Source organism: Neoakkermansia glycaniphila, assembly GCF_900097105.1.
In the GTDB taxonomy this organism is placed as follows: Bacteria; Verrucomicrobiota; Verrucomicrobiia; order Verrucomicrobiales; family Akkermansiaceae; genus Akkermansia; species Akkermansia glycaniphila.
Genome location: NZ_LT629973.1, coordinates 2,590,081 through 2,613,943, shown reverse-complemented (window position 1 = coordinate 2,613,943; position 23,863 = coordinate 2,590,081). Strand labels below are relative to the sequence as shown.

Below are 23,863 nucleotides of genomic sequence, written 5' to 3'. Positions count from 1 at the left end.
TGGTGCCGTAGACTCCCGGCGGTGCAGGCGAGTTTGACGAGGTTGGCGAAGTGTTTGTCACAGAGGAGTTGTTTGTCGCCGGTGAGGTGGTTGGTTTCTTTTTTGAGGGCGTGGGTGATGGCTTCCTTTTGCGGCAGGATGCCGTGTTTTTTTGCCGGGAACGAAGTTTCTTGAGTGTTATTTTTTCTTTCATGGTAAGTGTTTTATCAAGAACTCACGTTATGCATATTCCTGTTTCGTGATGCCTGCCGGTACAAAGGGGGTATCGGCAACGGGTTTCGTCCATGTGGGGCGAGACTGCCTTGCCGATCAATCAAACCCATAGAATACATACTATTATGGCAATATCAACGAAGCCGTTCCATCCGCTGGATGCAGAGAATAACCGCCGTTACAAGGTTACTGACGGTCAGTCGCCCCAGTTGGCCTGGAATTACAGTGACGATCTGTCCGCCCATGACTGGGCGGGGTATCTCCGCATTCCGGAAACCGGCAATTATACGTTCAGGATTCAGGTGGACGATAACGGATTTATCGAGATCGACGGGAAGAAGGTGGTCGAGGTGACGGGCAGCAATGCTTCCACTTCACGCGAAGCGTCCCTTGAGCTCAAGAAGGGGTTCCATTATGCGAAGTTCCATCATGAGAATCTGGCGGTTCCCGAGGAAATCGCCGGGTATCCGAATGCCGCTCAATTCGAGTCTTTCGTGAACGGGGAAAGGATTCGTCTCAAGGATATCGACGCTCCCGAAAATATCATGTCCCGGGTAGAGGCCAACAAGTTGCTTGGCTATTATATGGGCAGCGTGGATTATGTGACGGTGCCTACCTCAGAGGCAGATGATATCTGGAAACTTTTCGGAGATAAGGCTTTTCAGGAGATGGCCGGGAAACAAACATGTGCGACCCGCCTGAGTATCGCCTTGAGCCGTTATGGTTTCAATTTATCCGGATCCAAGTATCCCGATGGTTCTCCCGCTTCCAATAATGTGGAGAATCTGGGCTGGAGTAGCGCTACTCTGAATGCAGGAAATTCCACTCCTCCCGGCAAGCATATCATTATGAGCGCGGAAGTTTTGTCTGGATTTCTGAAGAGCAGGATCATGAAGGATTTGGGATGTCCCAATCCCGATTATGTTGCGCCTGACGATTATTCCACTCCTCAGGAAGGGGATATCGTGATCTTCGGGGACAGTTTGCATGTGGGGCTCTGTCCGGGAGACAATCAATCCGCAGGATCATTCCTCAGCGGCGGCGTGTGGCTGTTATACAGGTCAACGCTTGATCTTGAGCTTTAATCCTGTTTTTGTTTCCTTTTTTTCAGGGAACGGGGAAACCCGTTCCCTTTTCATGTCATGGTTTCTTGCTTTATTTTTTTATTCAGCTATCATTATTAAAGTATGTTTCAAGCATTTTTTCTTTCGGTTTCGTGTTTTTTTGCATTTTGGACGTCAACTGCGGTTTTTGCGGAACCTTTGGCATCTGAGGATATTGTTCCCGAGTCGCGGGAGGATGTGATCGCCCAGCATTTGCGAAGGGCGGATACTGTGCTGCTCGTTTGTGTTTACACGTCTTCCTATGAGCCAGTTCGAGCAGGAAACGGCGTTGTTTGGAAGAGGGTTTATCATTCGCGCGTCGTTCAGGGGTTGAGGGGCAATTTGCCTGTCGGGGCTGTTTTGGAGATTGAGCAGATCGCCGAGAGTCTGCCGGAAAGTGGGGTGATTCATTCTGACGGTTCCAAGCGTTTCATTTCTTCGCCTGTGCAGGGGGAGTTATGGTATGTTTTTCTTGATTCGAAAGGGATCGACAAGAAGGCGGGAGATGTTTATTCCTGCCCGCTGGATGTCATGTTTTTAAATCCTCTAAAGATGAAGGATAAAGATGGTATTCAATCTTTTAACAGGCTGGTTCATGTACAAGACGCGCGGATTGCGGAGGAGGCAGAAGCGGCGAGGTTCCGGAAGGAGGAGTGATGCCCGTTTATCTTTTCCTGTGGAGGGGCGTCTGTGTTCGAAGGGCTGTCGTTATTCTGTTTGTTTTTCCGAGACAGGTTTGCTGTTTTTCTTTTCGGAAGGTGATTGTTCTTTTTTGAGTAGGGTGGAGAGGGTGTTTTTGATGGTGCTGGAGATGTTGGCATCGGCGGAGAGTGTCAGGAGAAGAGCTCCAATACTGGCGAGGGCCTGACTGGGGCTAAGAGAAAAGGTTTCCTCATTTTCGGCGGCGCGGCGGGCGAGGGTGTCGGCGTAGTCGGTTTCCAGTTTCCCGGCGTAGTGGTCGTAGATGGCGGCGTAGGCCTGGGTGCGGGTTTGGGCTTCGGGGAGCCGGGTTTGAGTCGCAAGGAAGTAGAGGCCGGGGTCGCGGGCGCGGTCCGGGCCGAGGAGTTCGCGGGCAATGCGTTCGCCGAGGACGGCTTTGGCCGGGACGGAGCCGTCGTAGCGGCGGGTGTAGGCCGCGAGTTCCTTGTTGCGAGCAAGGATGGAGGTGAGTTCCGGGTCGTTGTGATGGGAGAGGATGGCGGCCTGGAGTTCTTCGAGATGGGGAGAGGGGCCGGGAGGAGGTACAAGGGACGAGGTACGAGGGACAATGTTTGAAGGTTGCGGGCTGTCGCCCGGAGGGATGGGGGTGGGAGACGGGAATGTGTCTGCCGGGAGAGGTTCCGGAGAGATGGGGGGATTTTCCGGGAGAGGTTCCGGTTGCAGGAGATCTGGAGGGGGGATGTATTTCCAGTGTTCTTTGAGGTCGAGGGACATGGGGGGAGGTACAATTTACAAGGGACAAGGGACAATTTTCTGGTTGGGAAACACAGATGGACACGGATGGTTCGCAGATTTTTTGAGGTTGGAATCCGGCTGATTGCCGGATTGGGATGAGGATTGGGTTTATGGGATGGTGAGGACGGTTTGGTTGGTTATGGGGTGAGGGGGAGTGGGCCGGTGGGGAGTTCTTCGGGGAGGGTTTCGCTGATGGGGGTAGCGGTTTCAATGGCTTCGTTTTCGTAGGTGTCGAGGGTGTCGTCGTTCGGGTCGAGGGGCGGCAGGAGGCCGTCGTCCGGGGTGGCGAAGAGGCTGGGCTGGGGGGTGGAGCGTTGGCGGGCCTTGATGTGGGATTCGAGTTGAGCGGGGGTGAGGGGCTGGCTGTTGTCGTCTTTGGCGAAGCGGATTTCGAGGGCGGGGATGGGGCCGAGTTTGCCGAGCTGGTTGTGGCGCGCTCCCCGCGTGAGGAGGGTGCCCTGCCCTTCGTGCCAGCCGAGGATGGGGACGCGGCAGGAGGCGCGCTGAGAGCCCCTGCCGGGGAGTGTGCCGAGGAGGAGGGGGCCGTCGCCGAGGCGTTTGACGATTTCTTCGTAGTCTGCCCGCGTGAGGTAGGCTCCGGGGGCTTCGTCCGGGATGTTTTCGATGTCGGTGGCGAGGATGGGAGGGAGGTTGGGGGCGCTTGTCTGCGCCGCCGTTTGCCGGGCGCGGGCGGCGGAGGCGATTTTTTCCTGTTGCCTCCGAGCGTAGGCCTGCTGCTGGGCGGCGAGGGCGGCTGTGTCCTGCGTTTTTTGTCCGTCGCGCCAGTCGCCGTCGCTGTATTTGTCGAAGTAGCTGCTGGCGTTGATGGCGGTTTGTTCGTTGCGGGCGGAGGCGCGTTCGGCGAGGAGGGTGCAGGCTTTCTGGTACTGGGTGTAGTAGGGTTTGCCGGGGTTCCCTGCCCGCCAGAAGAGGAAGGCTTTGTAGGCGTCGTGTTTGATTTGTTGGCTCTGGGCGATGTATTCGTCGTAGGCGCTGCCTTCGTGTTCCTGGCGGTTGGCATCGGTGAAATACCATTTGTCGGCTTTGTGCCGCCATCGGGCGTGCATGTCGGGCGAGATGTCCTGCGGGTCGATGGCTTGAAAGAAGCGGGAGGCGTCGAGGTTGTCGTCGGTTCCGGCGAGGCCGAGGTTGTGGGCGATGCGGTCGTCTGCGGCGAGGGCGATGGCGTCCGGGTCGGCGTCGAAGCCGGTTTGGGGGTCGCAGTAGGTTTTGACGAGGTTGTGTTTCCACTGGTTGTATTCGCCTTGTGTTTTGAGGACGGGGGCGTTGAAGATGTCTTGCTGCCAGGCGTCGTCGATGGCGGCGCGGTGTTGGTGGAGGGTGCCGGTGCGTTTGGCCTGACGCCATGTGCGCATGTCTTCGGTGTCGCCGGGGAGGTCGGCGTACTGGGGGCGGACGCTGCCGCCGTCTGCGATGATGGCGCGTTCCTGTGCCGTGAGGGGGATTTGCTGCCGGGTCTGGCGGAGGGCGAGTTCGAGCTGGCGGTCGAGGGCGGTTTTTTGTACGGGGTCGATGTCGTCGTAGAGGCCGTCTTCTACCTGGGCGGCGAGGTCGAGGGGTGTTTGGGCCATGGCGGTCTGGTATTGGCGGATGAGCGACTGCTGGGTGTATTGCCAGTCGTTGTAGTCGGCTTCGGGCTGGGTGATGAGGGAGTTTTGGAGGGCGCGGCGGTTGATGTCGCGTGCTTCGTCGTAGTGGTGCTGGCCGAGGGCGGCGGTGAGGTTGGCGGCGTAGGCCTGCCGGGAGGTGTGGATTTCCCGCTGGGTGGCTTTGCCGTAGGCGCGTGTGCGGAGGTCGGCGCGGATGCGGCTGGCGAGGGTGTCGCTCTGGAGTTGGGCGGCGGGGCGGATGTAGCGGGTGCGGAGGTTGTCGATGTTGCGGGCGTGTTGGCTGACGAGGGAGTCGAGGCGGGCGGGGATGAGGCGGCCGTCCTGGTCGTAGAGGGATTCTTCACTGCCGGGGGCGAGGGCGGCGAGGCGGTCGAATTCGGTGTCGAGCGCGGCGTTGTTGTCGCGCAGGTGTTGTTCGACGCGCTGGCTTTCGCCGAAGTCCTGGATGTCGTAGAAGCGGTTGAGGGTGGCGTCCAGGGTAGCGGCTCCGCGCTGGATGGCCTGGGCATTGGTCTGCGTGGCGAGGGTGGGGCTGGCCGGTGGCTGGGGGACGGCATCGAGGCTGGGACGTGTGCCTTGATAAAGGGGGGTGTTCATGGAGGTACAAGGGACAATTTACAAGGGACAATTTTAGATGTTTGCGGGCTGCGCCCGGGAGAATGAGAGGGAGGACACAAGGGTGGTTTTGCGAAGGAGGCGGGAGAGGGGGACGGTGCGTTCGGGGTAGCCGTTTTTGAAGTCGCGGCGGTAGCGGATGTGGGTGTATTGCGGGCTGTACATGCGGGCGAGCCGCCAGAGGGCCGGGAGATGGGAGCACTGGAAGAGGATGAGGAGGGTGTGGGGATCGTCGCCTATCGGGACGGCGAGGCAGAAGCAGTCGGGCGCGGCGTGGATGATACCGCCCTGCTCCAGCGTGTGGCGGATGAGGGCGGCGTAAGATCCGGGCTGGATGGCCTCAAGGAAGGTGTGGGCGCGGGTGGTGCAGTTCATTTCAAGGGACAATTTACAAGGGACAAGGGACAATTTTTTGATTTGGGAACACAGATGGACACAGATGTTTCTCAGATTTTTTGAGGCTAGAATCCGGCTGATCGCCGGATTGGATGTATGGGAGGGGGTGTTTTTTTGTGTGTGGTCAGAGGTTGGAGGGAGGTTTGGGGTGGGTTTGGGGAGAGAGGAAGGAGGCGAGGAGAGCGTTCAGGGCGTCTCCGGCGTTGGTGGCGGTTTGCTGGCTGGCGGAGATGGCGCCGGGGGAACTTTGGAGGAAGGTTCCGGTGAGGTCGTAGGCGTTGTTGCCTGTGCGGATGGCTCTGGTGGCCCAGGTGGGGAGGATGCTGCCTGCGGTGGCCGTGCCTTGCCCTGCTACGGCGGTTGCGCTGGCGGCGGTTGTGCCTGTGGCCGCTCCGGTGGAGGAGATGCCGCCGATGAGGGCGGAGGCTGCGGTGATGCCGCCTTGTATCCATGCGGCGTTTTGGGCCGATTTGGCGAGGCGGCGGTTTTGGGCGGCCTGCGCTCCGGCCTGCATGGCAATGAGGCGACCCTGCTGGCGGGAGACGCTGGCGGCGTGGCGTTTGTTGCTCTCGCCGATGGCGTTGGAGAGGGCCATGTCTGCGATGGCGGTTTCGAAGATGTCCGCCAGGGCGAGTTCGCTTTGCTGGCCGCTGCCTTGTTCGGTGAAGCCGGAGGCGGCGCGTGTATTGCGGGCAGTGGCGAGGGCGGCGGTCTGGTTCTGCCGCTGGCGCATCATGTTGGCCCCGGCAAGGCGGGTGTCGGCGCGGGCTTCTTCTTCGGTGTTGGCAGCTTTGAGGTTGTAGGCGGCCTGTTGGGCGCGGCCCTGGGCTTCGATGGTGGAGGCCTGGGCTTTGTAGTTTTTCGCCATGGAGGCGTTGCCGAGGATTTGACCCATGGGAGGAGGTACAATTTACAAGGTACAAGGGACAATTGAAGGATGTTTGCCGGATATGAGCCGGAAACGAGTCTATCAGTCGAGGATGGAGGTTTGGAGGATGCGGTCGAGGGGGTGCTGGTCGTTGCTGTTGGCGGCGAGCATGTTTTTGTGCAGGGCTTCCGACAGGGCGGCGGTCGCCAGTTGCTCAAGCTGGATGGCGAGCTGGGGCTGGCCGGTGATTTTGGCCGCCATGCGGGCGGCGAGGAGGAGGACGATGCCCCGGACAAAGAGGGGCTGGTCGTCCGGAAGGGCCTCGATCATTCCGATGCCGCTGCTGATGTAGGTGAGTTCCAGCCCGTGGTCCGGCATGGGGTGGAAGGCGGTGTTCAAGAGGATGTCACGCCCGATGAGTTCGAAGGAGGCGTGGTTGATTTTCAACGGTCGGAGGCAGTCCGCCGGGAGGGGGTAGATGCCGGGCGCGGTGGGCACAAGGGTGCGGCGGCGGGTGGCGAAGGTCCACGCGCCGTAGTTCAAGGCTTCATGCAGGACGGTGGGGTACCAGAGGTCGCATTCCTGGCCGGTGGGGGTGTCGCGTTTGTATTCCCGGTCTCCGAGGGTGTGGAGGGCTTGCTGATAGAGGGTGATCTTGTCCATTGCGGGACAAGGGTAGCTCTCCGGCTGCCGGGTTGCTTATGTGCATAACGTGAGTTGATGCTTTTTTTACGTTTTTTTCCTGCGACGGATGTGGTGCATGACGACGTTGTGGCCGAATTCGCCCGGGGTGAGGCCCATGAAGGTGGCGGCGCGGCAGATTTCTTCCCACTGGCCGGGGGTGAAGAGGTGGCTGCCGGTGGCGTAGCTGACGGCGAGGTTGAGGCGGGTGCGGAAGGCGGAGGGGGTGCGGGAGCGGCGGTCGTAGTCGTTTATGGTTTTTTGGATTTTGCGTTTCCGGTTTTTTCCGATTTCCTTGTTGGAGCACCATCCGTCTACGGTCGTTGCGGCGACGCCCATGATGGATGCGAATTGCTTGTGCGTGATATGGCGGGAGGTGAGCCATTCCCGCAGTCGCTTCGCGTTTATTTCATGATGGTCTTCCACGGTTTCATTCTAGTAATTACCAATATGTGTTTCAAGTTTTTTTGTTGCTGTTAGGCGATTGGGGCTTTCAGGTTGACTATTTTCTTCGTTAGACGGGAGAATGTTTTTTGCATGACAACGTCAGTTCTGAATTTACAAGGGTCCGCAGCTTTTTTTGATCCGAATTTGATCCGTTTTCGGGAGCACGAGATGGGGCTTTTGTTGGATTATGCGGTGCAGAAGGTGATACGGGATTTGGTCGTATTATATGCACGGGAGATCAATTTGAGGAGGGATGGAAGGTTGCCTGCGAGTTTGAAGCGGGGTTCTGTTTTATCCGGGAGGGATAATGATAGCAAGGAGGTGTGGAAGAGGCGGGAGTGGATGACGTGTGCGGAGGTGATGCTGGTTTATGGTTTTTCCCGTTATACGGTGCGCAAGATTGTCAAAGATTCCAAAGAAAAGAACATTGAAGTCCAAGTGGCTATCCTGTCTTTTCACCATGGGACGCCGTCGCAGAGGACGCGGCCTTTTATTCTGATCAACAAGAGGTCGCTGGATGCGTATCTGGCGGCGCATTGCGATGCGCAGGGGGGCGGGGAGGCCCGGTGCGGCGGGGAGGGCTGATTGTCTGTGGATGTATGTAACGATGATTTGATTTCTATTTTATTATGAGCAGGACTATTGAGATTTCGGAGCGGAGGGAGTAGTTTTCGATCAAGGAGGTGCAGGTGGTGTACCGGATGTGCCGGAGGACGCTTTCGCTGCTGATCCGGGATGCGGAGGATAAGGGGGCGCCGATCAGGATTGTGCGGTTGTTTTTTGCGGATAATCCGAGGGATGTCCGGCAGAGGCCGTTTGTGCGGCTGGAGCGCAAGTCGCTGGAGGCGTATCTGAATGCGCATATGAGGCCGGAGGAGCGCAAGCCGGTGGAGGATATGGTGCCGAGGTGGCAGCAGTGGTTTTCTCCGGCGGATGTGCGGGATATTTACGGGTTTTCCCGGCAGTCGCTCTGGCGGATGCTGAAGGATGCGAAGGGGAGCGGGCAAGAGATCAAGGTGGCGGTGATGGAGTTCATGAACGGTGCGGCGGAGGGGAGGAGGAATCCTTTTATCCGTATCGAGCGCAAGTCGCTGGACGCGTATCTGGCGGCGCATGTGGTGTTTTCGGACAGGAGGGGGCGGAGATGAGGGTGGCTTACCGATGTGTGTTGCGTGAAGATGGAGGTGGTGTTTTTGATGAATTATTCGAAGGCGAACTTGAAGGATCATGGAAGGAAAAGTTGAAGGAAAAGTTGAAGGAAGGGAGGAGTTTTTTGCATGACTTCGTGGCTCAAGATTGAAGTGACTTTGCCGGATAAGGAGGAGGTGCTGAAGATGGCGCGGATGCTGAAGATGAAGGATACGGATACGGTGGTGGGCAAGCTGATCCGGCTGTGGGCATGGGCGGACTTGCAGACGGTGGACGGCGGGCGCATGGGGACTTCCGAGGCGCATATCGACCGGACGGTGTGCTGCAAGGGGTTCGCCCATGCCTTGCGTGCCGTGGGCTGGCTGACGGGGGTGGATGATGAGCTGTGTTTCCCGAATTTTGCGCGGCACAATGGGGAGACGGCCAAGGCGCGTGCGGAGTCCGCCCGGAGAATGGCGAAGTCGCGCATTCTGGCGCAGCATGTGCAGTCGCTGCAAGGTGACGGCTCGGTGACGGAAAAGGGGGATGAACAGGTGCAACGGAAGTCGAATGAGTGTGACGGGGTTGTTGCGAAAAAAGTGCAACGGTTTTCGGGAGATGGTGATGCGGGTGTTGCGGATTTTTCGCAACGAAAGGCGCAAACAGAAGAAGAGTATATAGGTAATAAAGTGAGGGGGAGGGAAATTCCACGGTGTATGGAGGAAGCGCCGCCGGAGGATGTTCTCTCCCCCCCTCCCCCGGTTTCATTGAAGCTGGTGACGGGTGAGAACGGGGAGCTGGAGCCGGAGTTCGTGGCGTTTGTGGGCTGGGCGAAGTCGCTGCGGCCCGGATGGGATGCGGGGAGGCTGTCGCGCCGGGAGCGGACGGCGGCGGTGAGGGCCTTCCTGGAGCTGGAGAGGCCGCTTTCGGAGCTGGAGCGGACGGCGGTACCGGCGTATCTGGAGCATGAACCGCCGGACGGGAGCAAGTTCGATTATCCCCGTGACCGGGAGTTGCTGTTTTCCCGGCTGGGGGAGGTGGTGCAGAAGGCTGTGGCCTGGTTCCGGAGGACGGGGAGGAGGTGTCCCTCCGAGGTGGAGCGGACGCGGGAGGAGGCGGCGCGGCGGCGTGCCGAGAATGCCCGGCTGGCGGCGCAGAGGGAGGCGATGAGTCCGGAGGTTTTGATTGAGCAGATCAATGGTTTGCGGGTGGCGATAGGGTCGCCGCTGCTGACGGAGGTGGAGATGGAGAAGATCAGGAAAGGAGAGAGGCTGCATGGAGACGCATGAGGATGACCGGCTGGATGAGGGGCAGATCATTCGGCCCGTGGAGATGCTCAACCGGATGGCGTGCTGCTGTACGGCGCAACGGATGATGGTGTCGCAGGTGGCGGTGCTGACGGCGGTGGCGAGGTTCCCGGGGATTTCGTTCGGGACGATGGTGCGGCTGACGGGGATGAGTGAGCCGAATGTGGGGAGGATTCTGAATTATCTGGTGGATGTGGGGGATATTACGTTTGTGCGGCGGAGGCCGAACGGGACGGAGGAGTTCCGCTGCGTGAAGCGGCTGTATTATGTGACGCCGCAGGGGGCCAGGACGATTCGGCGGATGATGCGGCATCTGGCCTGGACGGATGCGACGATGTTCGGCTTTGTGGAGCTGGGCGGGGAGTGCGGGAGCGGAGTAACCGGCGATGCGACAGGATGAAGGAGGGTGCGCTGACGGAGCGGGAGAAGGCGTTTGTGCGGTTCGTCTTTGAGGGGTTGAGCCAGCGGGAGGCGTACCGGAGGGCGTACGCGGCGAGGAAGCTGAAGGACTCTACTTGCGATGTGAATGCGTGCAGGCTGCTAAAAAATGCTAAGGTGCGGGCGTATCTGGCGGAGCTGAATGCGCAGGTGGACAGGCAGAGGGTGATGGATAAGCAGGAGAGGATGGAGTGGCTGTCGCGCGTGGTGAGAACGCCTGTGGGCAAGGTGGATGAGGGCTCCGATCTGTGCCAGGAGGCGACGGCCTCGGAGATGGGGGTGAAGGTGAAGATGCCGGGGAAGATCGAGGCGATCCGGGAGCTCAACCGGATGGACGGGGCGTATGAACCGGAGCAGATCGAGGTGAGGAGCGAGTTGTCGTTCGGGTCGCTGCTGAAGGGGCTGGAGAGTTCGGCTCTGGTGAGGGGGAGGAAGGGAACGGGAGGAAATAAAAGGGATGAATGAGGGGATAAAAAACGCCCGCTTCCGGGAGGGGGAAGCGGGCGTGAGGAACATCCTATTTTTTCTCAAGAGCGTCCGGTTTTTCCTGATGCAAATTAATGCCTGCCGTACCGGGTATTGTGCGAGAATCCTTAAGTTTTTCAGATTCTTTCAACAAAGTCGAGAGTGCTATTTTCTGATAGATTTTACTTTGGTCGTATTTATCCCGAAGCTGTATGGCAGGCTGCCCTTCATTTGCGTAAGAAATATGAAATTCGACAGAGAGTATGTGGTGTGGATCAGTGTTGTTACTGCGATAGGCATTTCCAATAAGAAGCGACGATACATCTTTGATGTTCATTTCATTCCATTCGGAATCAAAAGGGCTATTCCCTTTGCCAAAGGAGATTATGTACGCATCGGGTACATAGCGATTCGTCCTGTCCATACATAAAAAGGATGCCTCTCCTACTTGATACCATTGTGAACCATGATCGAATTGCAAATTCCATACGATGCCTCCGTTTGTCTGTACAGTCATGTGAGAGATGCCTGATGCAGGATTACTTATCCACATGAGATACAATCTGGACGATGGTTGTTTGCCACGAATAATCCGCGATTCTACTGCATAGTCCTGAATGTTATCCAGTCTGGGTACGTCTGTAGCCTGTATGGCTTGTATGAGAGCGCCGAACAAACCAAGAGCAATAGCTGGAAGATTCAATTTTTTCATGGTTATGCTTTCTTATTATTGTTTACAATCTTTAGGCGGAGGCGTTGCAGACGGTTTTCCATCCGGCCCGGTAGGAAGCCAACTTCCATTTGCAACAGCTTCTTCAGCCTCTTTGATACTACTGAATTGGCGGGCATCTGACAAGCCCCCATCGTTCTTTTGCCATTTGGAAGCTTTCCATAGAATCAATACGGCAGTCCAATAACTGAGCGTTTTAGCTTCATGGGGATCATCCGTCCATCTATCCAGCCATGAAGCATATGGTAACGTTCCATCCGGATTTTTCCAGATATCTCCTCCTGCTCCTGCATCCTGGATAGAACCAACTTGTTCTCGGTCACCATACTCATGAATATAAGAACCGGCTGGATAATACATATTTTTACCTCGAGGGTCATTGTTTTCTCTGCCTGCCGGATTCTTATTACTGGTAGCGTAGTCTCCTTTCTTCAAAGTATTATCAGAATTCCCTGTCTCATCATCAAAAGAAGTCACCCAAACCCATCTGTATGTACCAATGTAAGATTCCTCAGAACTGCTACTGGAGGAACTGCTACTGGAGGAACTGCTACTGGAGGAACTGCTACTGGAGGAACTGCTGCTGGAGGAACTGCTGCTGGAAGAGCTGCTGCTGGAATCAGAAGAAGACATGGAACTGGAAGAAGACTCTTCACTGCTAGAGGACGATGATTCCTCAGAACTGGAAGAGGATTCTTCACTGCTGGAGGACGATGATTCCTCAGAACTGGAAGAGGATTCTTCACTGCTGGACGACGATGATTCCTCAGAACTGGAAGAGGATTCTTCACTGCTGGAGGACGATGATTCCTCGGCACTGGAAGAGGATTCTTCACCGATGGACGACGATGACTCCTCGGCACTGGAAGAAGACTCCTCGACGCTGGAGGAAGATTCTTCCCAACCTGCCGGGTTACGAGTGTATGTATTCATATTATTTTGTGTTGTTTTCATCATAAATGATTTATTATTTGTTTATAGATAAGGGACAAAAGCCCTTTTGAACCTAAGATATTTACTGTCTTGAAGTGCCAAACAGGCATTCATTGAGCGGAGGATGCCCGGCAACAAGCCGCAACGTCAGATTGTCTCCAATATATTTGTCGCCACATGTACAAGGCACCAGAGTTTCCGCTTCCCACCGAAACCAATGCAACGTCAGCCCTCTGCCGTCCAGTGATGCGCTATAGCTTCCCGAGTCTCCATGATTCTTGCGACGAAAACGACCATCCGGGAAGAAGTAGAGGGTATCCTGCCAGTTATCATGCCGAGCTTCGTATATGGTAATCGGGGTTGCCTGCTGGAAGTATTCGATCGCACGCAATTGATCCGGGCTGCACCAGTGAGCTGTAACCATTTGATTTTCCGGCATCGGATAATATTCTGCCGTTTTCCCAAGCCGTTCTGTAGCATATGGGGTGGCTCCCAATTGGAGCGCCAGCCGACCAAAAATCACATCCTCCGCGCCGGTTCTGCGGATGTCCGGCGTATTGACAATTTTTTCTACAATGCTGCGGGAAAGCAAGTACCCGGCTCCTCCACTCGGTGCATCTCGCTCCGCCAGAGATAAATCACCCGTAATACCGTATGCAGGATTGCAAAGCGATGCGAGACGATCAAGCTTCAGATATGTATCGTCATCGCATTTGAAAAGCCATTCGAATTCATAGTGATCAAGGGCATGCCGAAAGAATGCCAATACCTTTTCCGGCAAATGATTATAGTCGTCATTCACCCAAAGGGCCACTGTGTCGTGTTCTTCTCCTGCCGGAGGTGTACGTCTGCCAAGGAAAAATTTACATTCGATGCCCGGAGCCGCGTGTTGCAACCAGCTTTCCCGTACGGCCTGCCTGCGATCCCATGCCGAACAACAGGAGCAAATACCAACCAGGATTCCGACTTTTTTCTTTTGGAGGGCAGATGTTGCCCCTGGACAATTCTCCATTCCATGCCGACGCAACAATTCCGCCACGATGCTTTCCTTATTCATATTCTCCCATGCATCCGGTTCTCGCCGCAACATCTCTCCCCACAAGTGTACGGCCCATGCCGACGCAAGTTCAGCACTATTCAGGTGAAGAGCTCCGTTAAAGTAATTCCTCCAGACCGTATAATTCAACGGATAAAGAGTTTCCGGTCCTGCGGCAAACTTTTGCAGGCCAAAGTGATTGACTGCTCGCGTAAATCCGTTCGGCCCGGCGTATCCCCATTCGACATGCTTCCTGCGTTCAATCACATCGGGCGTATCAAGGCAAAACTGTTTTTTTGCCTTCAATGTCGTTTCATCATCCCATGGCATGGAAGCCGCCGGATCTTCCGCCAGGCGTTTCATCGCTTCCATTGCCGGATGATGTGCGGGGAATCCGAGTACTCCCACAGAGTAGAATCCTGTTTCCTGCTGGGCGAACCATGGCAGATGTTTTGGTATCCGATTATTCAGACAGGCTACGTCGAGATCGGTCCACCATCCGCCCTCGCGTTCGAGGAACGTATAACGGAAGAGATCGGCAAACATCCCATAGCTTCCAGAGTGATGCAAGTACACCTCTTCTCGAGAAACAATTTCGGACGCATCACGTACGATTGCTCCGTCGGGTACATTTGCATAAGCCTGATAGGTGAAAAGCTGAAATGCAAAGCCATTGTCAAGGAATGAACGAATACTGAGTTCTGCTACCGGGGAGAGTTCGTCTCCTACCCACAGAGCAGATATGATTGTTGGATTTTTTTGATGCATTGTTTTATTCAGGTAATTGGTTGATGGCGGCAAATACTTCTTCCCAGCTTTCCATGGAGGCAGACAGTCCGCCCAGCTGCAAGCCCCATTCTCTTGCGGCTTCCGCCATATCAGCGCGCAAATTGGGTTCATACGCCATTTTCGAGGCATAATAGATGAAGTCCCGTTCATGGTTGCAGAGCCAGCCGGTGATGCCATGCTTCACCATTTGCCTCCATCCGCCCCGGTTGTCCACGATGAGGACGCTGCCGCTCGCCATGGCCTCGAAGCCGATGCGCGGCCAGTTTTCCGTGGTGTTGGTGGGTTGAAGGATGATGTGGCACTGGCGGTAGAAGTCCTGCGGGGAAAGGGTGTTGGAGTTGGGAATGGTACGTATCCATGGGGAGGGTGTGCCGATTTTTTCTTCGCACCGCTCGTCATAGCCCAGAAAGAGGCCTTTCTTCGGTACGGGGGAGGCGAGGCCTTCGTAGATGCGCAGGGTGTTGCGTGCATATTTGTCGGGCGAGGCCCGCGAGATGCGTCCGCAGCAGAAGGTGTCTGACGGGCGATCCCCGATGTACGGGAAGTCTGCCTCATGGAAGTAGGGCGTCACAGTCCGGAAGTGGATGTCGTGGCTGCCGTTGAGGGGGCGCAGGGCTGCCTGATGGGCTTGCCGGACGTTGTCGTTCTGGTAGAGGAAGAGGGCGATGTGTCCCTGCTCCATGGCGGCCTTTTCCTGATCGAAGATCCATGTCATGCAGTTCATCCAGACGGTGCGGCGGGTGTGCTGGCGGATTTCGGGCATGAGGGTGAGGAAGTAGGGGTTGCAGAGGCAGAGGATGGGGTCTTCCGGAGTCAGGGCCGCCCATTCGTCTTTTTCGTGGATGATGACGCCGCGTTGCAGGAGGTCTGCGGCAATGGGCTTCATGGTTCCCCAGCTCGGAATGAGGTGGACTTCCACGCCCAGGCGCTGCCAGACGCGGATATGGTGGTCGAGTTCCGTCCCGGCTCCTCCGTAGGTATGGGGGAAGCCGTATACGAAGATGCGTTTGAGTGGTGTTTTCATTGATGTTTGTTTTTTGATGGTTTGTCGTTATTGGCGGCAAAGGATGTGTGTTTTTCGGAGTGTTTTCTTTCCGTTTAATGTAACTATAGCGCGATAAGGTATGTTTTATGGCGGTTTTGATGGGGTTTGTTCTACATTTCACGGTGTGATAGCATACTTGCGGAGGGGTGGCTATTAAATGATGGAGATGGCTATTCATGCCTGATGGGGAGTATATTTTGATGGTTGTGAAATGAGGGAATCGGGGAGAGAAACATTATTTTACAGGAAAGAGTCTAACATCTTGCAAATTATTTTATGTTTCTATAGAGTGTTATTCTAATCTATAAAACATCGTTAAATTTCATGTGTTGATTTATATGAAAATCATGGCTAATAGTGAGGTGTGGAGCTTGAACAATCTCCCGTTAAAACAATGAGCAATTCATCTATTGATTACAGCCACGATGCCCGCCCCGAATCCGCCGCATTCGTCCCAGCAGATGCCGCCGTGCAGCAGTCGCCTGCCCTACGCCAGCCCGAGATTCCAAAGTCGCCCACCCGCCTTTCGCCGCAGAAGGTGACGTGGGACAATTACCTCTTCATCCCTGCGCCGCAAACGCTGAATATCACGGTGGACAGCAACGGATCCGGCTCCTGCTCCATCAACGGCACGACGATTCAGGCGGAGCCCGGCAGGCCCGCTTCCGGCGAGGTGGTGTTTGCCGCCGCCGGGTGGTACCTCGTCCACTGCGAGCACCTGAACAATACGCCGGGCTGCCCGCCCCTCTTCATGTGGTTCCATGTGAACCTGCCCTCTCCGCTCGTGGAGCTGACGCCCACCGAAGAAGACGAACCGCTGCCGGAGAAGGAGCCGTGCGACTGCTGCGGCTGCCCGACGGGAGCCACGAATGCCGATCTTGCCAGCGTGGCGATGAATCTCGCCTTCGGGACGTTCCCGAAGTGGGCGGGGATGCCTGCGGGGCATTTGCTCCTGCGCGCCCGGCATATTTCCGAAAATGCGCTGAAGCCCGGTTTGCTGCTCTGCCGCCATGTGTCGCAACGGAAGATTTCCTTCGTGCTGGACGGCAAGGTGCATATCGCATGGGAAACGGGCGAGCTGGTCGCCTACCGAGACAACCCGCTCTCCGACATCCTGCTGCCGGACGGCACGTCGCAGATCCGCACCTCGCAGCTTGTGAAGCTGGATGCGGCGGGCAACCCCACGCTCGGCGAAGCGGCCTTTTACGATGAAGTCATGGCGGACAGCTCCGTTGTACGCTACAATGCAGCTACGCGCCAGCCCGTCCACTTCGTCACCTCGGCGGGCGTCCTCGTCACGGCGGAGGAAATGAAGTCCGAGCTGGGCATCGCCCACGCCTCCGGCCTGCGGCAATACTTCAACCCGGCGGACGGCCTGATGGAGGTAGAAACCCTCACGGACACCTCGTACCGCATCTCGTGGTACCCCCCGGCACAGGTGCAGTCGAAGCAGGCTGGCGGCCTGTACGGCCATACCGGAGCTCCGGAAAAGACCTACACCATCTCCGGCTCGCTGTCGGAACAGGACGGCAACTTCCTGACGCTGGAAGAAACCCTGCGCGGGAATCGCACCGCCGTTACGACGTGGCATGAAAAAGGGCAGGAATGGACGATGACGAAGGGCGAAGGGGCGGACGCGCAAATCGTGCGCCTGAAGATTTACGGCATCCCGATGGGTAAATGGGAATACCTTTACACACAGGAGGGCGCGGACGGAACGGTCCTCTCCCGCACCCGCGAAGTCATCGAATCGCGCGCCTGCGGCCCGGTCATCGCCAGCCGGACGGACGGCTACGACGCCCCGGGAGCCCTGACGACGGAATTCGAATACGACAACCGGGGGCGGCTCACGCTGGAAACGCTGCCGGACGGCTCGACCATCGCCTATGAAAACGATGCGCAGGGGCGTGAATCCTCGAAAGCCTGGCGTTGGCCGGGGGGAGGGACGCACACCACACGCACAACGTATGCCGACCTGCGGCCCAACGACTACCGCCCGGCAAGCGTCACGGAACTCATCGTTGCGGACGACGGTACGGAAGCCGTGCTGAACAGGAAAGTTTTCACCTACGAAGAAACGCCGCAGCTCGAACGCATCACGGTGACGGAAACGGCCCTCGGATCGCCGCACTCCCATACCGGCATCACCGAATGTTATGGGAAAGCGGAAGAGAATGTGCATGCTCGCTGCAAGGTGAAGCTCACACAGTCCGCCGACGGCACGCAGGATTTTTATACCTACACGGCCACCTCAGAACACGGCGCGCTCTACAAACGGAACCGGGAAACCCGCATCGGCGGCGACAAGCTGCCCGGCTGGTCGGAAAGCTTCGTGGACTTTTTCGACGCGCAGGGTAACACGGTATGCAGCGAACATCATGCCCTGCTCTCGAACAACACCTGGTCCCTCCTCTCCCGCGAGGAATACGCCTTCAACGCCTCCCACCAGTGGACGCATCGAAAAAAAGCCAACGGGCGAGTGACGACCCGCACCATGATGTGCAACGGCCCGCTCTCTGAAACGGATGAGGACGGCGTACTCACCACCTACAGCTACAACACGGCCAAAGCCTGCATCGAGGCCATCCGCGCCGCGACGCCGACGACTCCAGAAAGCATCGTCTCCATCAGCTTTGACGGGGCCGGGCGCGAGATCATGCGCCGTACGGACACGGGAGCCATGACCACCGCCACCCGCAAAACGTACGACCTCCAGAACCGTATCCTTGCGGAAACGGACGCTCTGGGCCGAGTCACCCAATACGAATACCTCTACAGCGGGCGCGGTATCTCGCGGAAAACTCCGGCAGGAGCCACCTACGTCACCATTTATAACCTCGTCACCGGAGCGGTCGATACGGAAACCGGCACCGGGCAGCGGGAAATCCATTATGCTCCGGAACTCGTCGCAGACGGCATCCGCACGATGATCTTCGCCCTCAACCGGGAAACTCCCGGCTTCATCATGTTGTCCCGCAGGACAGAAAACGGCTTCGGGGAAGTCCTCTGTGAAGAACAGGCCACCACGCAGGAATATCTATGGCTCGCCACGAAGCACAGGTACAATGCGAAGGGGCTGCTCGCCTTCTCACAAACGGCGGACATGGCACCCGTCATCCGCGAATACGATGTCGTGGGACGAATGATGAAAGAAACCGTCGTTCTGGCCGAACCTGCCACCCCGCAGAACTCACGCATTACGGCGTATGCCCACACCGTTGAAAAACGGGAAGACGGCGTTTACAACACCACGACCGTCACCACCTGGAATGCGGCAGGCGAACCGCTGACCTCCACGCAGGCCACCCTCGCTTCGCAGACGAGCGGCACGCTGGAACGCAAAAGCATCACGGTGGACATCGACGGCAACGCCCGCCAGCAGTGGACGGAATACGGCACGGGAACGGAACGCATCCAGAAGGCGCAGATTCCCACCTCGGACACGATCGCTACGGTTCACATGACAGACGGATTCGTGACGGCGCAGACGGACCACCAAAGCGTATCCGGCTCCTTCACCCGCACATTCAAGGCGGAAGGCATCGTGCAAACGCAGACGGACGCACGCGGCAATGTGACCACGGCGGAAACGGACATCGCAGGCCGCACCGTGAAAATCACGGATGCCGCCGGAAACGTACAAGCCATCGCCTACGATCCGGCCACCGGACAGGCCTCCGTCCTCACGGATGCCCTCGGCAAACAAACCTGCTACGCCTACGACCAGCGTGGACGGAAAACAGCGGAATGGGGTACCAACATCCAACCCGCCGCCTACGGCTACAATGACGCTGACCAACTTGTCAAACTGACGACCTACCGTGCCAGTGCGGGCGACATCACCACCAACCCCACGGGCCGCACCGATGGAGACGTGACGGCATGGAAATATGACGCCGCCACGGGCCTCGAGCTCCGCAAAACCTATGCGGACAGCACGCACGCGGACAAAGCCTATGACTCGCGGAACCGCCTCTCCACCGCCACCTCGGCGCGCGGCATCGTCACCACCTATGGATACGATTTGCTCACGGGAGCCTTGCTCGGCACCTCGCACAGCGACGCGACGCCCGGTTCCACCGCAACCTACAACCACCTCGGGCAACTGGCGACCGTCGCGGACGCCTCCGGCAGACATGCCTTCGCCTACAACGCGAAAGGCAGATTGAACCAGGACTCTCTCGAACTGGACGGGGGCACCGTCAACCTCTTCGAAAGCTACGACGAGTACGGGCGCAACATGTCCTACCTCATGAACCGCAGGCCCTCTTCCGGGCCAGTGGAACTGCTGACCTCCGGCATGTGGCGATGGGACGGCGAAGGACGCCTCACCCAGGCGGGGCTCTTCTCCGTACGGGAAATCCAGTACAGCTACCTCCCCGGCACGCACCTGCTCGCCGGAATCACGCTGGACAACGGCGTCTCCATGGCGCGCAGCTACGAACCGCAGCGCGACCTCGTTACCGGGATTGCGTACAGCAAGGAAGACGGAACGAACCTCTCCACCCGCACCTATGCGTACGACTCCCTCGGACGCCCGGTCACTCGCACTCAACAGCGCGGAACGGAAACGCCCCGGCAGGATGCCTTCGGGTACAACTCACGCAGCGAACTGACATCCGCCGCCATCGGACAGGAGACCTTCGGCTATGGATTCGATAACATCGGCAATCGCAAAACGGCGCAGGAAACATCGGAACATCTTTCCTATGAAACTAATCCTCTGAATCAGTACACCTCCATCACGGAGGCGGGACTGGGGACGCTGGCTCCGACCTTCGATGCAGACGGCAACCAGACGCATGTCGATAGCTATATGGGCAACTGGGATGTCGTTTACGACGCCAACAACCGCCCGGTTCGCTTCACGAAGGCGGACGGCTCCGTCATCGTCGAAAACGGCTACGACTTCATGGGCCGCCGCTACATGCAAAAAGTTACGGAAAACGGAACCGTCACCCGGCACGAACGCTACCTGTACCGGGGCTACCTGCAAATCGCAGCGCTCGACATCCTGCACGGAGGCAAACAGATGCACGCTCTCTTCTGGGACCCGGCGGAACCGCTGGCGACACGCCCGCTGGTCCTGCTGGCCAGCGACGACAATCGCTACACCTACGTCCACGACCTGACGAAGAACGTCACCGAACTGCTGGACGCGGAAGGAAACATAGCGTCAACGTATGACTACGATCCCTTCGGAAAAGTCACGGAAGCGGGAGTGGGCGCAGGACTGAACCCGATCCGGTGGAGCAGTGAAGTTTACGATGCCGAGCTGGGGCTGGTTTATTACAATTTCCGCCACTACAACCCCGCTGATGGTAGGTGGATCAACCGTGATCCCATCGCCGAGCGCAGTGGGTTGAATTTGTACGGGTTTATTCAAAATGCACCTTATTCTTTCTGCGATATTATAGGAAATGATATTTATAAAATAAATATTCCCTATCACAATCCACTATGGAAATCAATATTTTATAATACAGTGTATCCAGAAACAACTGTGCAAGATTTTATGAAAGATTTGTACACATTTGGTATGGATGCGAAACGGAATAGTGGATGTAATATTTTTGATATTTGGACAACATGGAGGCATGGAGCCAATTTTAATGATCTAGAAGGAATTCTTCAATATATTCGGAAAAATGCCAATAAAGAAGATTATAAAAAAATCGTAATAGATTTGAAAATTCATGGTAATATTTACATGGGAAATGGTAAATTTGCTAAATCGGAATATATTGACCGCTCTGAGCTGCCTGAAGGCCATTATCACCTTATTAGTGATGCCAATTCCGCTTACAGAACTAGTCAAATAGATACTTGGATAAAAACGAAATTACAAAAAGACACCTTGCCATCGAATATAGAAATATCATACTCATCATGTTATCAGAGAAGATATACAAAACAAAATGGAGATATTTATTATAAGATAGAACGAGGGGCAGTTACACTGACTCATACTATTGATCGTATGAAAGAACTTGTGCGGCAAGAAAAAAATTCCAACGATTGCCGTAAAATTCTATATGTGATCGTAGGCTTTTCAATCGTCTCTCCTGAACAAAAAGCACAAGAATTAGCAATAGATCATACATTCGAAAGTAGTACAATTACTTTAACGCCCATAACACCCAATGACATTAAAACAATGATTAACCAAAACAACTAATATAAAATATGTTAAAAATAATATTTTTTTTATATTGTTCGTGCCAGTGTCTTATTATGGGAAAGGCGCCGTCTTCTGTTCTTGAATTTCAATTCAATCCACCGAGAGAAGATTCTATCGTTAACATTTCCAGCAGCAAAATAGGTGGATGGAAATGGTTTGATTTATATGCAGAAATCCGCGCAGCAGAACAATCCAACAAAATATCAGGTGAAAAACTCAGACTCCAATTGGATGGAAAACCAGTCTTTGACTGTATCGGAATGGAAGCATACCGCTTTAATGACGACACTGTCCGGGATGTGTTGGACCCGACATTATTGCTTGTTCTACGAAATAGATACATCTCAGTGATAATGCATTGCATAGAATATCCAACGGGAAGCGGGCAATATGTCTTTCGTGATCTAAATATGTCTAAACGTTTATTTAATATTGATAAACTCGAGGATATAGAAGCATTCAAAAAGATATATTTACGATCGGACAGCACCATTGGCCTTTTTCCTGATTATCAGGAAGATGCTATGAACGTTTTGCAAGCGATGAGAGATCTGCAACAGCGACTGAATAGCCGTAAAATGCGGTTACCTCTCACTCCTGGATGGATTATTTTTCCTGAAATGCATAACAATAATCAGATTCTTCTTTCTGAATTGGGTGTTACTTCCCAGCAAGAATTGGAAAAACTTATTGAATTTCAAAATAAATGTCAAAATGAAGTCTTCTATTTTGATCGGAAGAACGGACCTCGCCAACTCTTAAGAAAAATAGAACGAGCCCGAAATCAATATCCAACCATAATTCCCGATATGGGAGTTCCTGATTAAATTATTACTAATTATAATATCATTTCACGCCGGAGGCCTCATCGCCTCCGGCGTTTTTATTGGTGCGATTCAGCGGCAATCTCCCAGTAAAGCAGGCAGAGGCGGGGATACAAGCATTCTCGCCTCTGCCGTGCTGTCTTTTATGGCCTATATAATCGACGCATTCAGTATAACACGGAATAACGATCTTGAAAGATTTTTCGCATAACATATAGATTCTTGGCGAACCTGCCATTCTTTATATAATTTAGGATCGGTTCATCTCTCCTTATTCTTTTATTTTGTGATCATACTGCCTTGTGTGGCGTTGTATTCTGTTGTATTCTGCGTAGTGGATGAAGATACATCTTTATGATCCCTATGTGCGCCTTCTGGAGGAGGTGGCGGAAGAGGCCGTCCCTGCCTGGATGTCCGGCATTCTGGGGACGATTATCCTCCGGGGCATCAGCTCCGGCAGGCCGATGAGGGATTTTCTGCCGGAGGATTCGGCTTTCGAGGCTGTGTATTGTCCGCTGGCCGGAGGGGGCTTGCGCTGTACGGTTTTCGGCAGAGGTGGGCTGACCTGCCCCGTTGCCCCTGTGGCCGAAGTTACAGTAGTGCTTTCGGCAGGCAGGGATCATGAGGAGGCATGGGAGGTGATCCGGGCGGTACGGTACCGAGGTACGCGCCCGTTGAAGATGCCGAAGCCGCCGTATGGGTTCCTTGTTCGGATGCCGGGGTTTGAGGCGATGGGAGACCGGCTCGGGTGGATTCAAGAGTTCTCATGCTGCCTGACGGTGGCGTGGGTTTTAGCGAATCTCAACGATAAGGCTCATCATCACAAGAAAAGCTAAAAAAACTCTTACCAACTTTCAGTCAAGGATACCCCAATTACTTCAAATTATTGGTGTGTTTCGGATATACGACTATACTAAAATAATAGATTTAGCTTTTTCAGACAAAACCTGCACTTCGTTCATATCTCTTTCCCCACTTTTTGTTTATCCTGTCTTCATGGAATCGTTCTGATTATTTAGATAACCAGCCGATTAATTTCTTTATATTAATACCTATTCCAGCAAAATTAGGCTCCAAAACAAGAGAATCAACAATCGCTTTACCAACTCCATGCTTTTTTTCTTTTGCGATTTGAAAATCATTCAAATCTTTTCCTGATTGAACATCGTTGAATAATTGGTGAATCAGAGAAATAACATCTGCTGTAGTTTGGCAAAATTTTCCAAGAGGAATCAAAATCATTTTTAAGCTGGCATCGCGGCTAATCGCCCGGGATGATTCTTTTTCTCTAAAGTACATGGGGTGCTTGTTGGTAATAAGAATTGCCGGCAACAAGTCCTTTGCAGATTCCCCGTTGATATGATGCCATGATAAGACTTCATCTTCGAAATGCACCGCCTCTGTACCCCTGATCACGACAGCTTTATTTTTTGCCGCTATAGCCGCCATTTTCTCATAATTATCCTTCAATGCCTGTCCCAAAGGCTCATGCCAGCCATAATCCAGCAAGTAGATAAAATAATCCCTTTTTGCATGGGGTGGAATATTTTCCAAGGATTGTATATAAAGTCCCATTTT

The 23,863-nt window shown here is 55.0% G+C and carries 22 protein-coding genes; 11 read left to right on the top strand and 11 right to left on the bottom strand.

Annotated elements, in window-relative coordinates:
• The first annotated feature begins 284 nt into the window (after positions 1–284).
• Together PYTT_RS11015 and PYTT_RS11010 are read left to right on the top strand one after the other, a co-directional pair.
• Positions 285–1,298, top strand: a complete 1,014-nt coding sequence (locus tag PYTT_RS11015; RefSeq protein ID WP_071133478.1) for a PA14 domain-containing protein — start codon at positions 285–287, stop codon at positions 1,296–1,298.
• Positions 1,299–1,400: 102 nt separating this feature from the next.
• Positions 1,401–1,973 (top strand): hypothetical protein, encoded by a 573-nt coding sequence (locus tag PYTT_RS11010; RefSeq protein WP_067776721.1) that lies wholly within the window; start codon positions 1,401–1,403, stop codon positions 1,971–1,973.
• Between the two features lie 51 nt (positions 1,974–2,024).
• On the opposite strand, the gene PYTT_RS11005 is transcribed toward PYTT_RS11010, so the two are convergent.
• The 6 genes from PYTT_RS11005 to PYTT_RS10980 all read right to left on the bottom strand — a co-directional run bounded on the left by PYTT_RS11005 (position 2,025) and on the right by PYTT_RS10980 (position 7,388).
• The gene (locus PYTT_RS11005) at positions 2,025–2,750 is read right to left on the bottom strand and encodes a hypothetical protein (RefSeq protein ID WP_067776718.1); all 726 of its coding nucleotides are present in this window, start codon (positions 2,748–2,750) and stop codon (positions 2,025–2,027) included.
• A 158-nt stretch (positions 2,751–2,908) separates the two neighbouring features.
• Complete coding sequence (locus tag PYTT_RS11000) at positions 2,909–4,999, bottom strand: hypothetical protein (protein ID WP_067776715.1); 2,091 nt, start codon at positions 4,997–4,999, stop codon at positions 2,909–2,911.
• A gap of 33 nt (positions 5,000–5,032) precedes the next feature.
• Entirely contained in the window at positions 5,033–5,392 is a 360-nt protein-coding gene (locus PYTT_RS10995) for a hypothetical protein (protein ID WP_067776712.1), read from the bottom strand.
• A gap of 145 nt (positions 5,393–5,537) precedes the next feature.
• The gene (locus tag PYTT_RS10990; RefSeq protein WP_067776709.1) at positions 5,538–6,308 is read right to left on the bottom strand and encodes a hypothetical protein; all 771 of its coding nucleotides are present in this window, start codon (positions 6,306–6,308) and stop codon (positions 5,538–5,540) included.
• 75 nt (positions 6,309–6,383) lie between these two features.
• Positions 6,384–6,944, bottom strand: coding sequence for a phage connector family protein (locus PYTT_RS10985; protein ID WP_067776706.1), 561 nt, complete (start codon positions 6,942–6,944; stop codon positions 6,384–6,386).
• A 66-nt stretch (positions 6,945–7,010) separates the two neighbouring features.
• A complete protein-coding gene (locus tag PYTT_RS10980; RefSeq protein ID WP_067776703.1) occupies positions 7,011–7,388 on the bottom strand; it encodes a helix-turn-helix domain-containing protein in 378 nt (125 codons plus the stop codon).
• Between the two features lie 72 nt (positions 7,389–7,460).
• Between PYTT_RS10980 and PYTT_RS13615 the strand changes: the two genes are divergently transcribed.
• From PYTT_RS13615 to PYTT_RS10955, 5 genes are all read left to right on the top strand, one after another.
• A complete protein-coding gene (locus PYTT_RS13615) occupies positions 7,461–7,994 on the top strand; it encodes a hypothetical protein (protein WP_141675846.1) in 534 nt (177 codons plus the stop codon).
• Positions 7,995–8,092: 98 nt separating this feature from the next.
• Positions 8,093–8,557: a hypothetical protein gene (locus PYTT_RS10970; RefSeq protein WP_141675845.1), complete on the top strand. Its 465-nt coding sequence runs from the start codon at positions 8,093–8,095 to the stop codon at positions 8,555–8,557.
• Between the two features lie 129 nt (positions 8,558–8,686).
• Positions 8,687–9,826, top strand: a complete 1,140-nt coding sequence (locus PYTT_RS10965) for a hypothetical protein (protein ID WP_067776694.1) — start codon at positions 8,687–8,689, stop codon at positions 9,824–9,826.
• Entirely contained in the window at positions 9,813–10,244 is a 432-nt protein-coding gene (locus tag PYTT_RS10960) for a MarR family transcriptional regulator (RefSeq protein WP_067776691.1), read from the top strand. Before PYTT_RS10965 ends, PYTT_RS10960 begins: the two co-directional genes overlap by 14 nt.
• On the top strand, positions 10,241–10,747 hold the full coding sequence (locus PYTT_RS10955) for a terminase small subunit (protein ID WP_067776688.1): 507 nt from the start codon (positions 10,241–10,243) through the stop codon (positions 10,745–10,747). The genes PYTT_RS10960 and PYTT_RS10955 overlap by 4 nt, the downstream gene beginning before the upstream one ends.
• 52 nt (positions 10,748–10,799) lie before the next feature.
• On the opposite strand, the gene PYTT_RS13465 is transcribed toward PYTT_RS10955, so the two are convergent.
• Positions 10,800–11,459, bottom strand: coding sequence for a hypothetical protein (locus tag PYTT_RS13465; RefSeq protein WP_141675843.1), 660 nt, complete (start codon positions 11,457–11,459; stop codon positions 10,800–10,802).
• Positions 11,460–11,474: 15 nt separating this feature from the next.
• Complete coding sequence (locus PYTT_RS13460) at positions 11,475–11,912, bottom strand: hypothetical protein (RefSeq protein ID WP_176712512.1); 438 nt, start codon at positions 11,910–11,912, stop codon at positions 11,475–11,477.
• 196 nt (positions 11,913–12,108) lie between these two features.
• Here PYTT_RS13460 and PYTT_RS10940 point away from each other — a divergent pair, with 196 nt between their 5' ends.
• Entirely contained in the window at positions 12,109–12,462 is a 354-nt protein-coding gene (locus PYTT_RS10940) for a hypothetical protein (protein ID WP_067776679.1), read from the top strand.
• Between the two features lie 30 nt (positions 12,463–12,492).
• On the opposite strand, the gene PYTT_RS10935 is transcribed toward PYTT_RS10940, so the two are convergent.
• Together PYTT_RS10935 and PYTT_RS10925 are read right to left on the bottom strand one after the other, a co-directional pair.
• On the bottom strand, positions 12,493–14,214 hold the full coding sequence (locus PYTT_RS10935; protein WP_083076869.1) for a hypothetical protein: 1,722 nt from the start codon (positions 14,212–14,214) through the stop codon (positions 12,493–12,495).
• Between the two features lie 4 nt (positions 14,215–14,218).
• On the bottom strand, positions 14,219–15,259 hold the full coding sequence (locus PYTT_RS10925; RefSeq protein WP_067776670.1) for a glycosyltransferase: 1,041 nt from the start codon (positions 15,257–15,259) through the stop codon (positions 14,219–14,221).
• Positions 15,260–15,674: 415 nt separating this feature from the next.
• Between PYTT_RS10925 and PYTT_RS10920 the strand changes: the two genes are divergently transcribed.
• From PYTT_RS10920 to PYTT_RS10910, 3 genes are all read left to right on the top strand, one after another.
• Complete coding sequence (locus PYTT_RS10920) at positions 15,675–21,458, top strand: RHS repeat protein (protein ID WP_067776667.1); 5,784 nt, start codon at positions 15,675–15,677, stop codon at positions 21,456–21,458.
• Between the two features lie 56 nt (positions 21,459–21,514).
• Entirely contained in the window at positions 21,515–22,288 is a 774-nt protein-coding gene (locus PYTT_RS10915) for a hypothetical protein (protein WP_141675840.1), read from the top strand.
• Positions 22,289–22,623: 335 nt separating this feature from the next.
• Positions 22,624–23,121 (top strand): hypothetical protein, encoded by a 498-nt coding sequence (locus PYTT_RS10910; RefSeq protein ID WP_067776661.1) that lies wholly within the window; start codon positions 22,624–22,626, stop codon positions 23,119–23,121.
• 175 nt (positions 23,122–23,296) lie between these two features.
• Here PYTT_RS10910 and PYTT_RS10905 read toward each other — a convergent pair whose 3' ends face one another.
• Positions 23,297–23,860: a hypothetical protein gene (locus PYTT_RS10905; RefSeq protein WP_067776658.1), complete on the bottom strand. Its 564-nt coding sequence runs from the start codon at positions 23,858–23,860 to the stop codon at positions 23,297–23,299.
• Positions 23,861–23,863: the final 3 nt, after the last annotated feature.

Excerpts from the sequence above, each read along its gene's own strand:
- PYTT_RS11015 (WP_071133478.1), top strand. The coding sequence starts at position 285 with ATGTGGGGCGAGACTGCCTTGCCGATCAATCAAACCCATAGAATACAT.
- PYTT_RS11010 (WP_067776721.1), top strand. The coding sequence starts at position 1,401 with ATGTTTCAAGCATTTTTTCTTTCGGTTTCGTGTTTTTTTGCATTTTGG.
- PYTT_RS11005 (WP_067776718.1), bottom strand. The coding sequence starts at position 2,750 with ATGTCCCTCGACCTCAAAGAACACTGGAAATACATCCCCCCTCCAGAT.
- PYTT_RS11000 (WP_067776715.1), bottom strand. The coding sequence starts at position 4,999 with ATGAACACCCCCCTTTATCAAGGCACACGTCCCAGCCTCGATGCCGTC.
- PYTT_RS10995 (WP_067776712.1), bottom strand. The coding sequence starts at position 5,392 with ATGAACTGCACCACCCGCGCCCACACCTTCCTTGAGGCCATCCAGCCC.
- PYTT_RS10990 (WP_067776709.1), bottom strand. The coding sequence starts at position 6,308 with ATGGGTCAAATCCTCGGCAACGCCTCCATGGCGAAAAACTACAAAGCC.
- PYTT_RS10985 (WP_067776706.1), bottom strand. The coding sequence starts at position 6,944 with ATGGACAAGATCACCCTCTATCAGCAAGCCCTCCACACCCTCGGAGAC.
- PYTT_RS10965 (WP_067776694.1), top strand. The coding sequence starts at position 8,687 with ATGACTTCGTGGCTCAAGATTGAAGTGACTTTGCCGGATAAGGAGGAG.
- PYTT_RS10960 (WP_067776691.1), top strand. The coding sequence starts at position 9,813 with ATGGAGACGCATGAGGATGACCGGCTGGATGAGGGGCAGATCATTCGG.
- PYTT_RS10955 (WP_067776688.1), top strand. The coding sequence starts at position 10,241 with ATGAAGGAGGGTGCGCTGACGGAGCGGGAGAAGGCGTTTGTGCGGTTC.
- PYTT_RS13465 (WP_141675843.1), bottom strand. The coding sequence starts at position 11,459 with ATGAAAAAATTGAATCTTCCAGCTATTGCTCTTGGTTTGTTCGGCGCT.
- PYTT_RS10940 (WP_067776679.1), top strand. The coding sequence starts at position 12,109 with ATGGAACTGGAAGAAGACTCTTCACTGCTAGAGGACGATGATTCCTCA.
- PYTT_RS10935 (WP_083076869.1), bottom strand. The coding sequence starts at position 14,214 with ATGCATCAAAAAAATCCAACAATCATATCTGCTCTGTGGGTAGGAGAC.
- PYTT_RS10925 (WP_067776670.1), bottom strand. The coding sequence starts at position 15,259 with ATGAAAACACCACTCAAACGCATCTTCGTATACGGCTTCCCCCATACC.
- PYTT_RS10920 (WP_067776667.1), top strand. The coding sequence starts at position 15,675 with ATGAGCAATTCATCTATTGATTACAGCCACGATGCCCGCCCCGAATCC.
- PYTT_RS10915 (WP_141675840.1), top strand. The coding sequence starts at position 21,515 with ATGGGAAAGGCGCCGTCTTCTGTTCTTGAATTTCAATTCAATCCACCG.
- PYTT_RS10910 (WP_067776661.1), top strand. The coding sequence starts at position 22,624 with ATGAAGATACATCTTTATGATCCCTATGTGCGCCTTCTGGAGGAGGTG.
- PYTT_RS10905 (WP_067776658.1), bottom strand. The coding sequence starts at position 23,860 with ATGGGACTTTATATACAATCCTTGGAAAATATTCCACCCCATGCAAAA.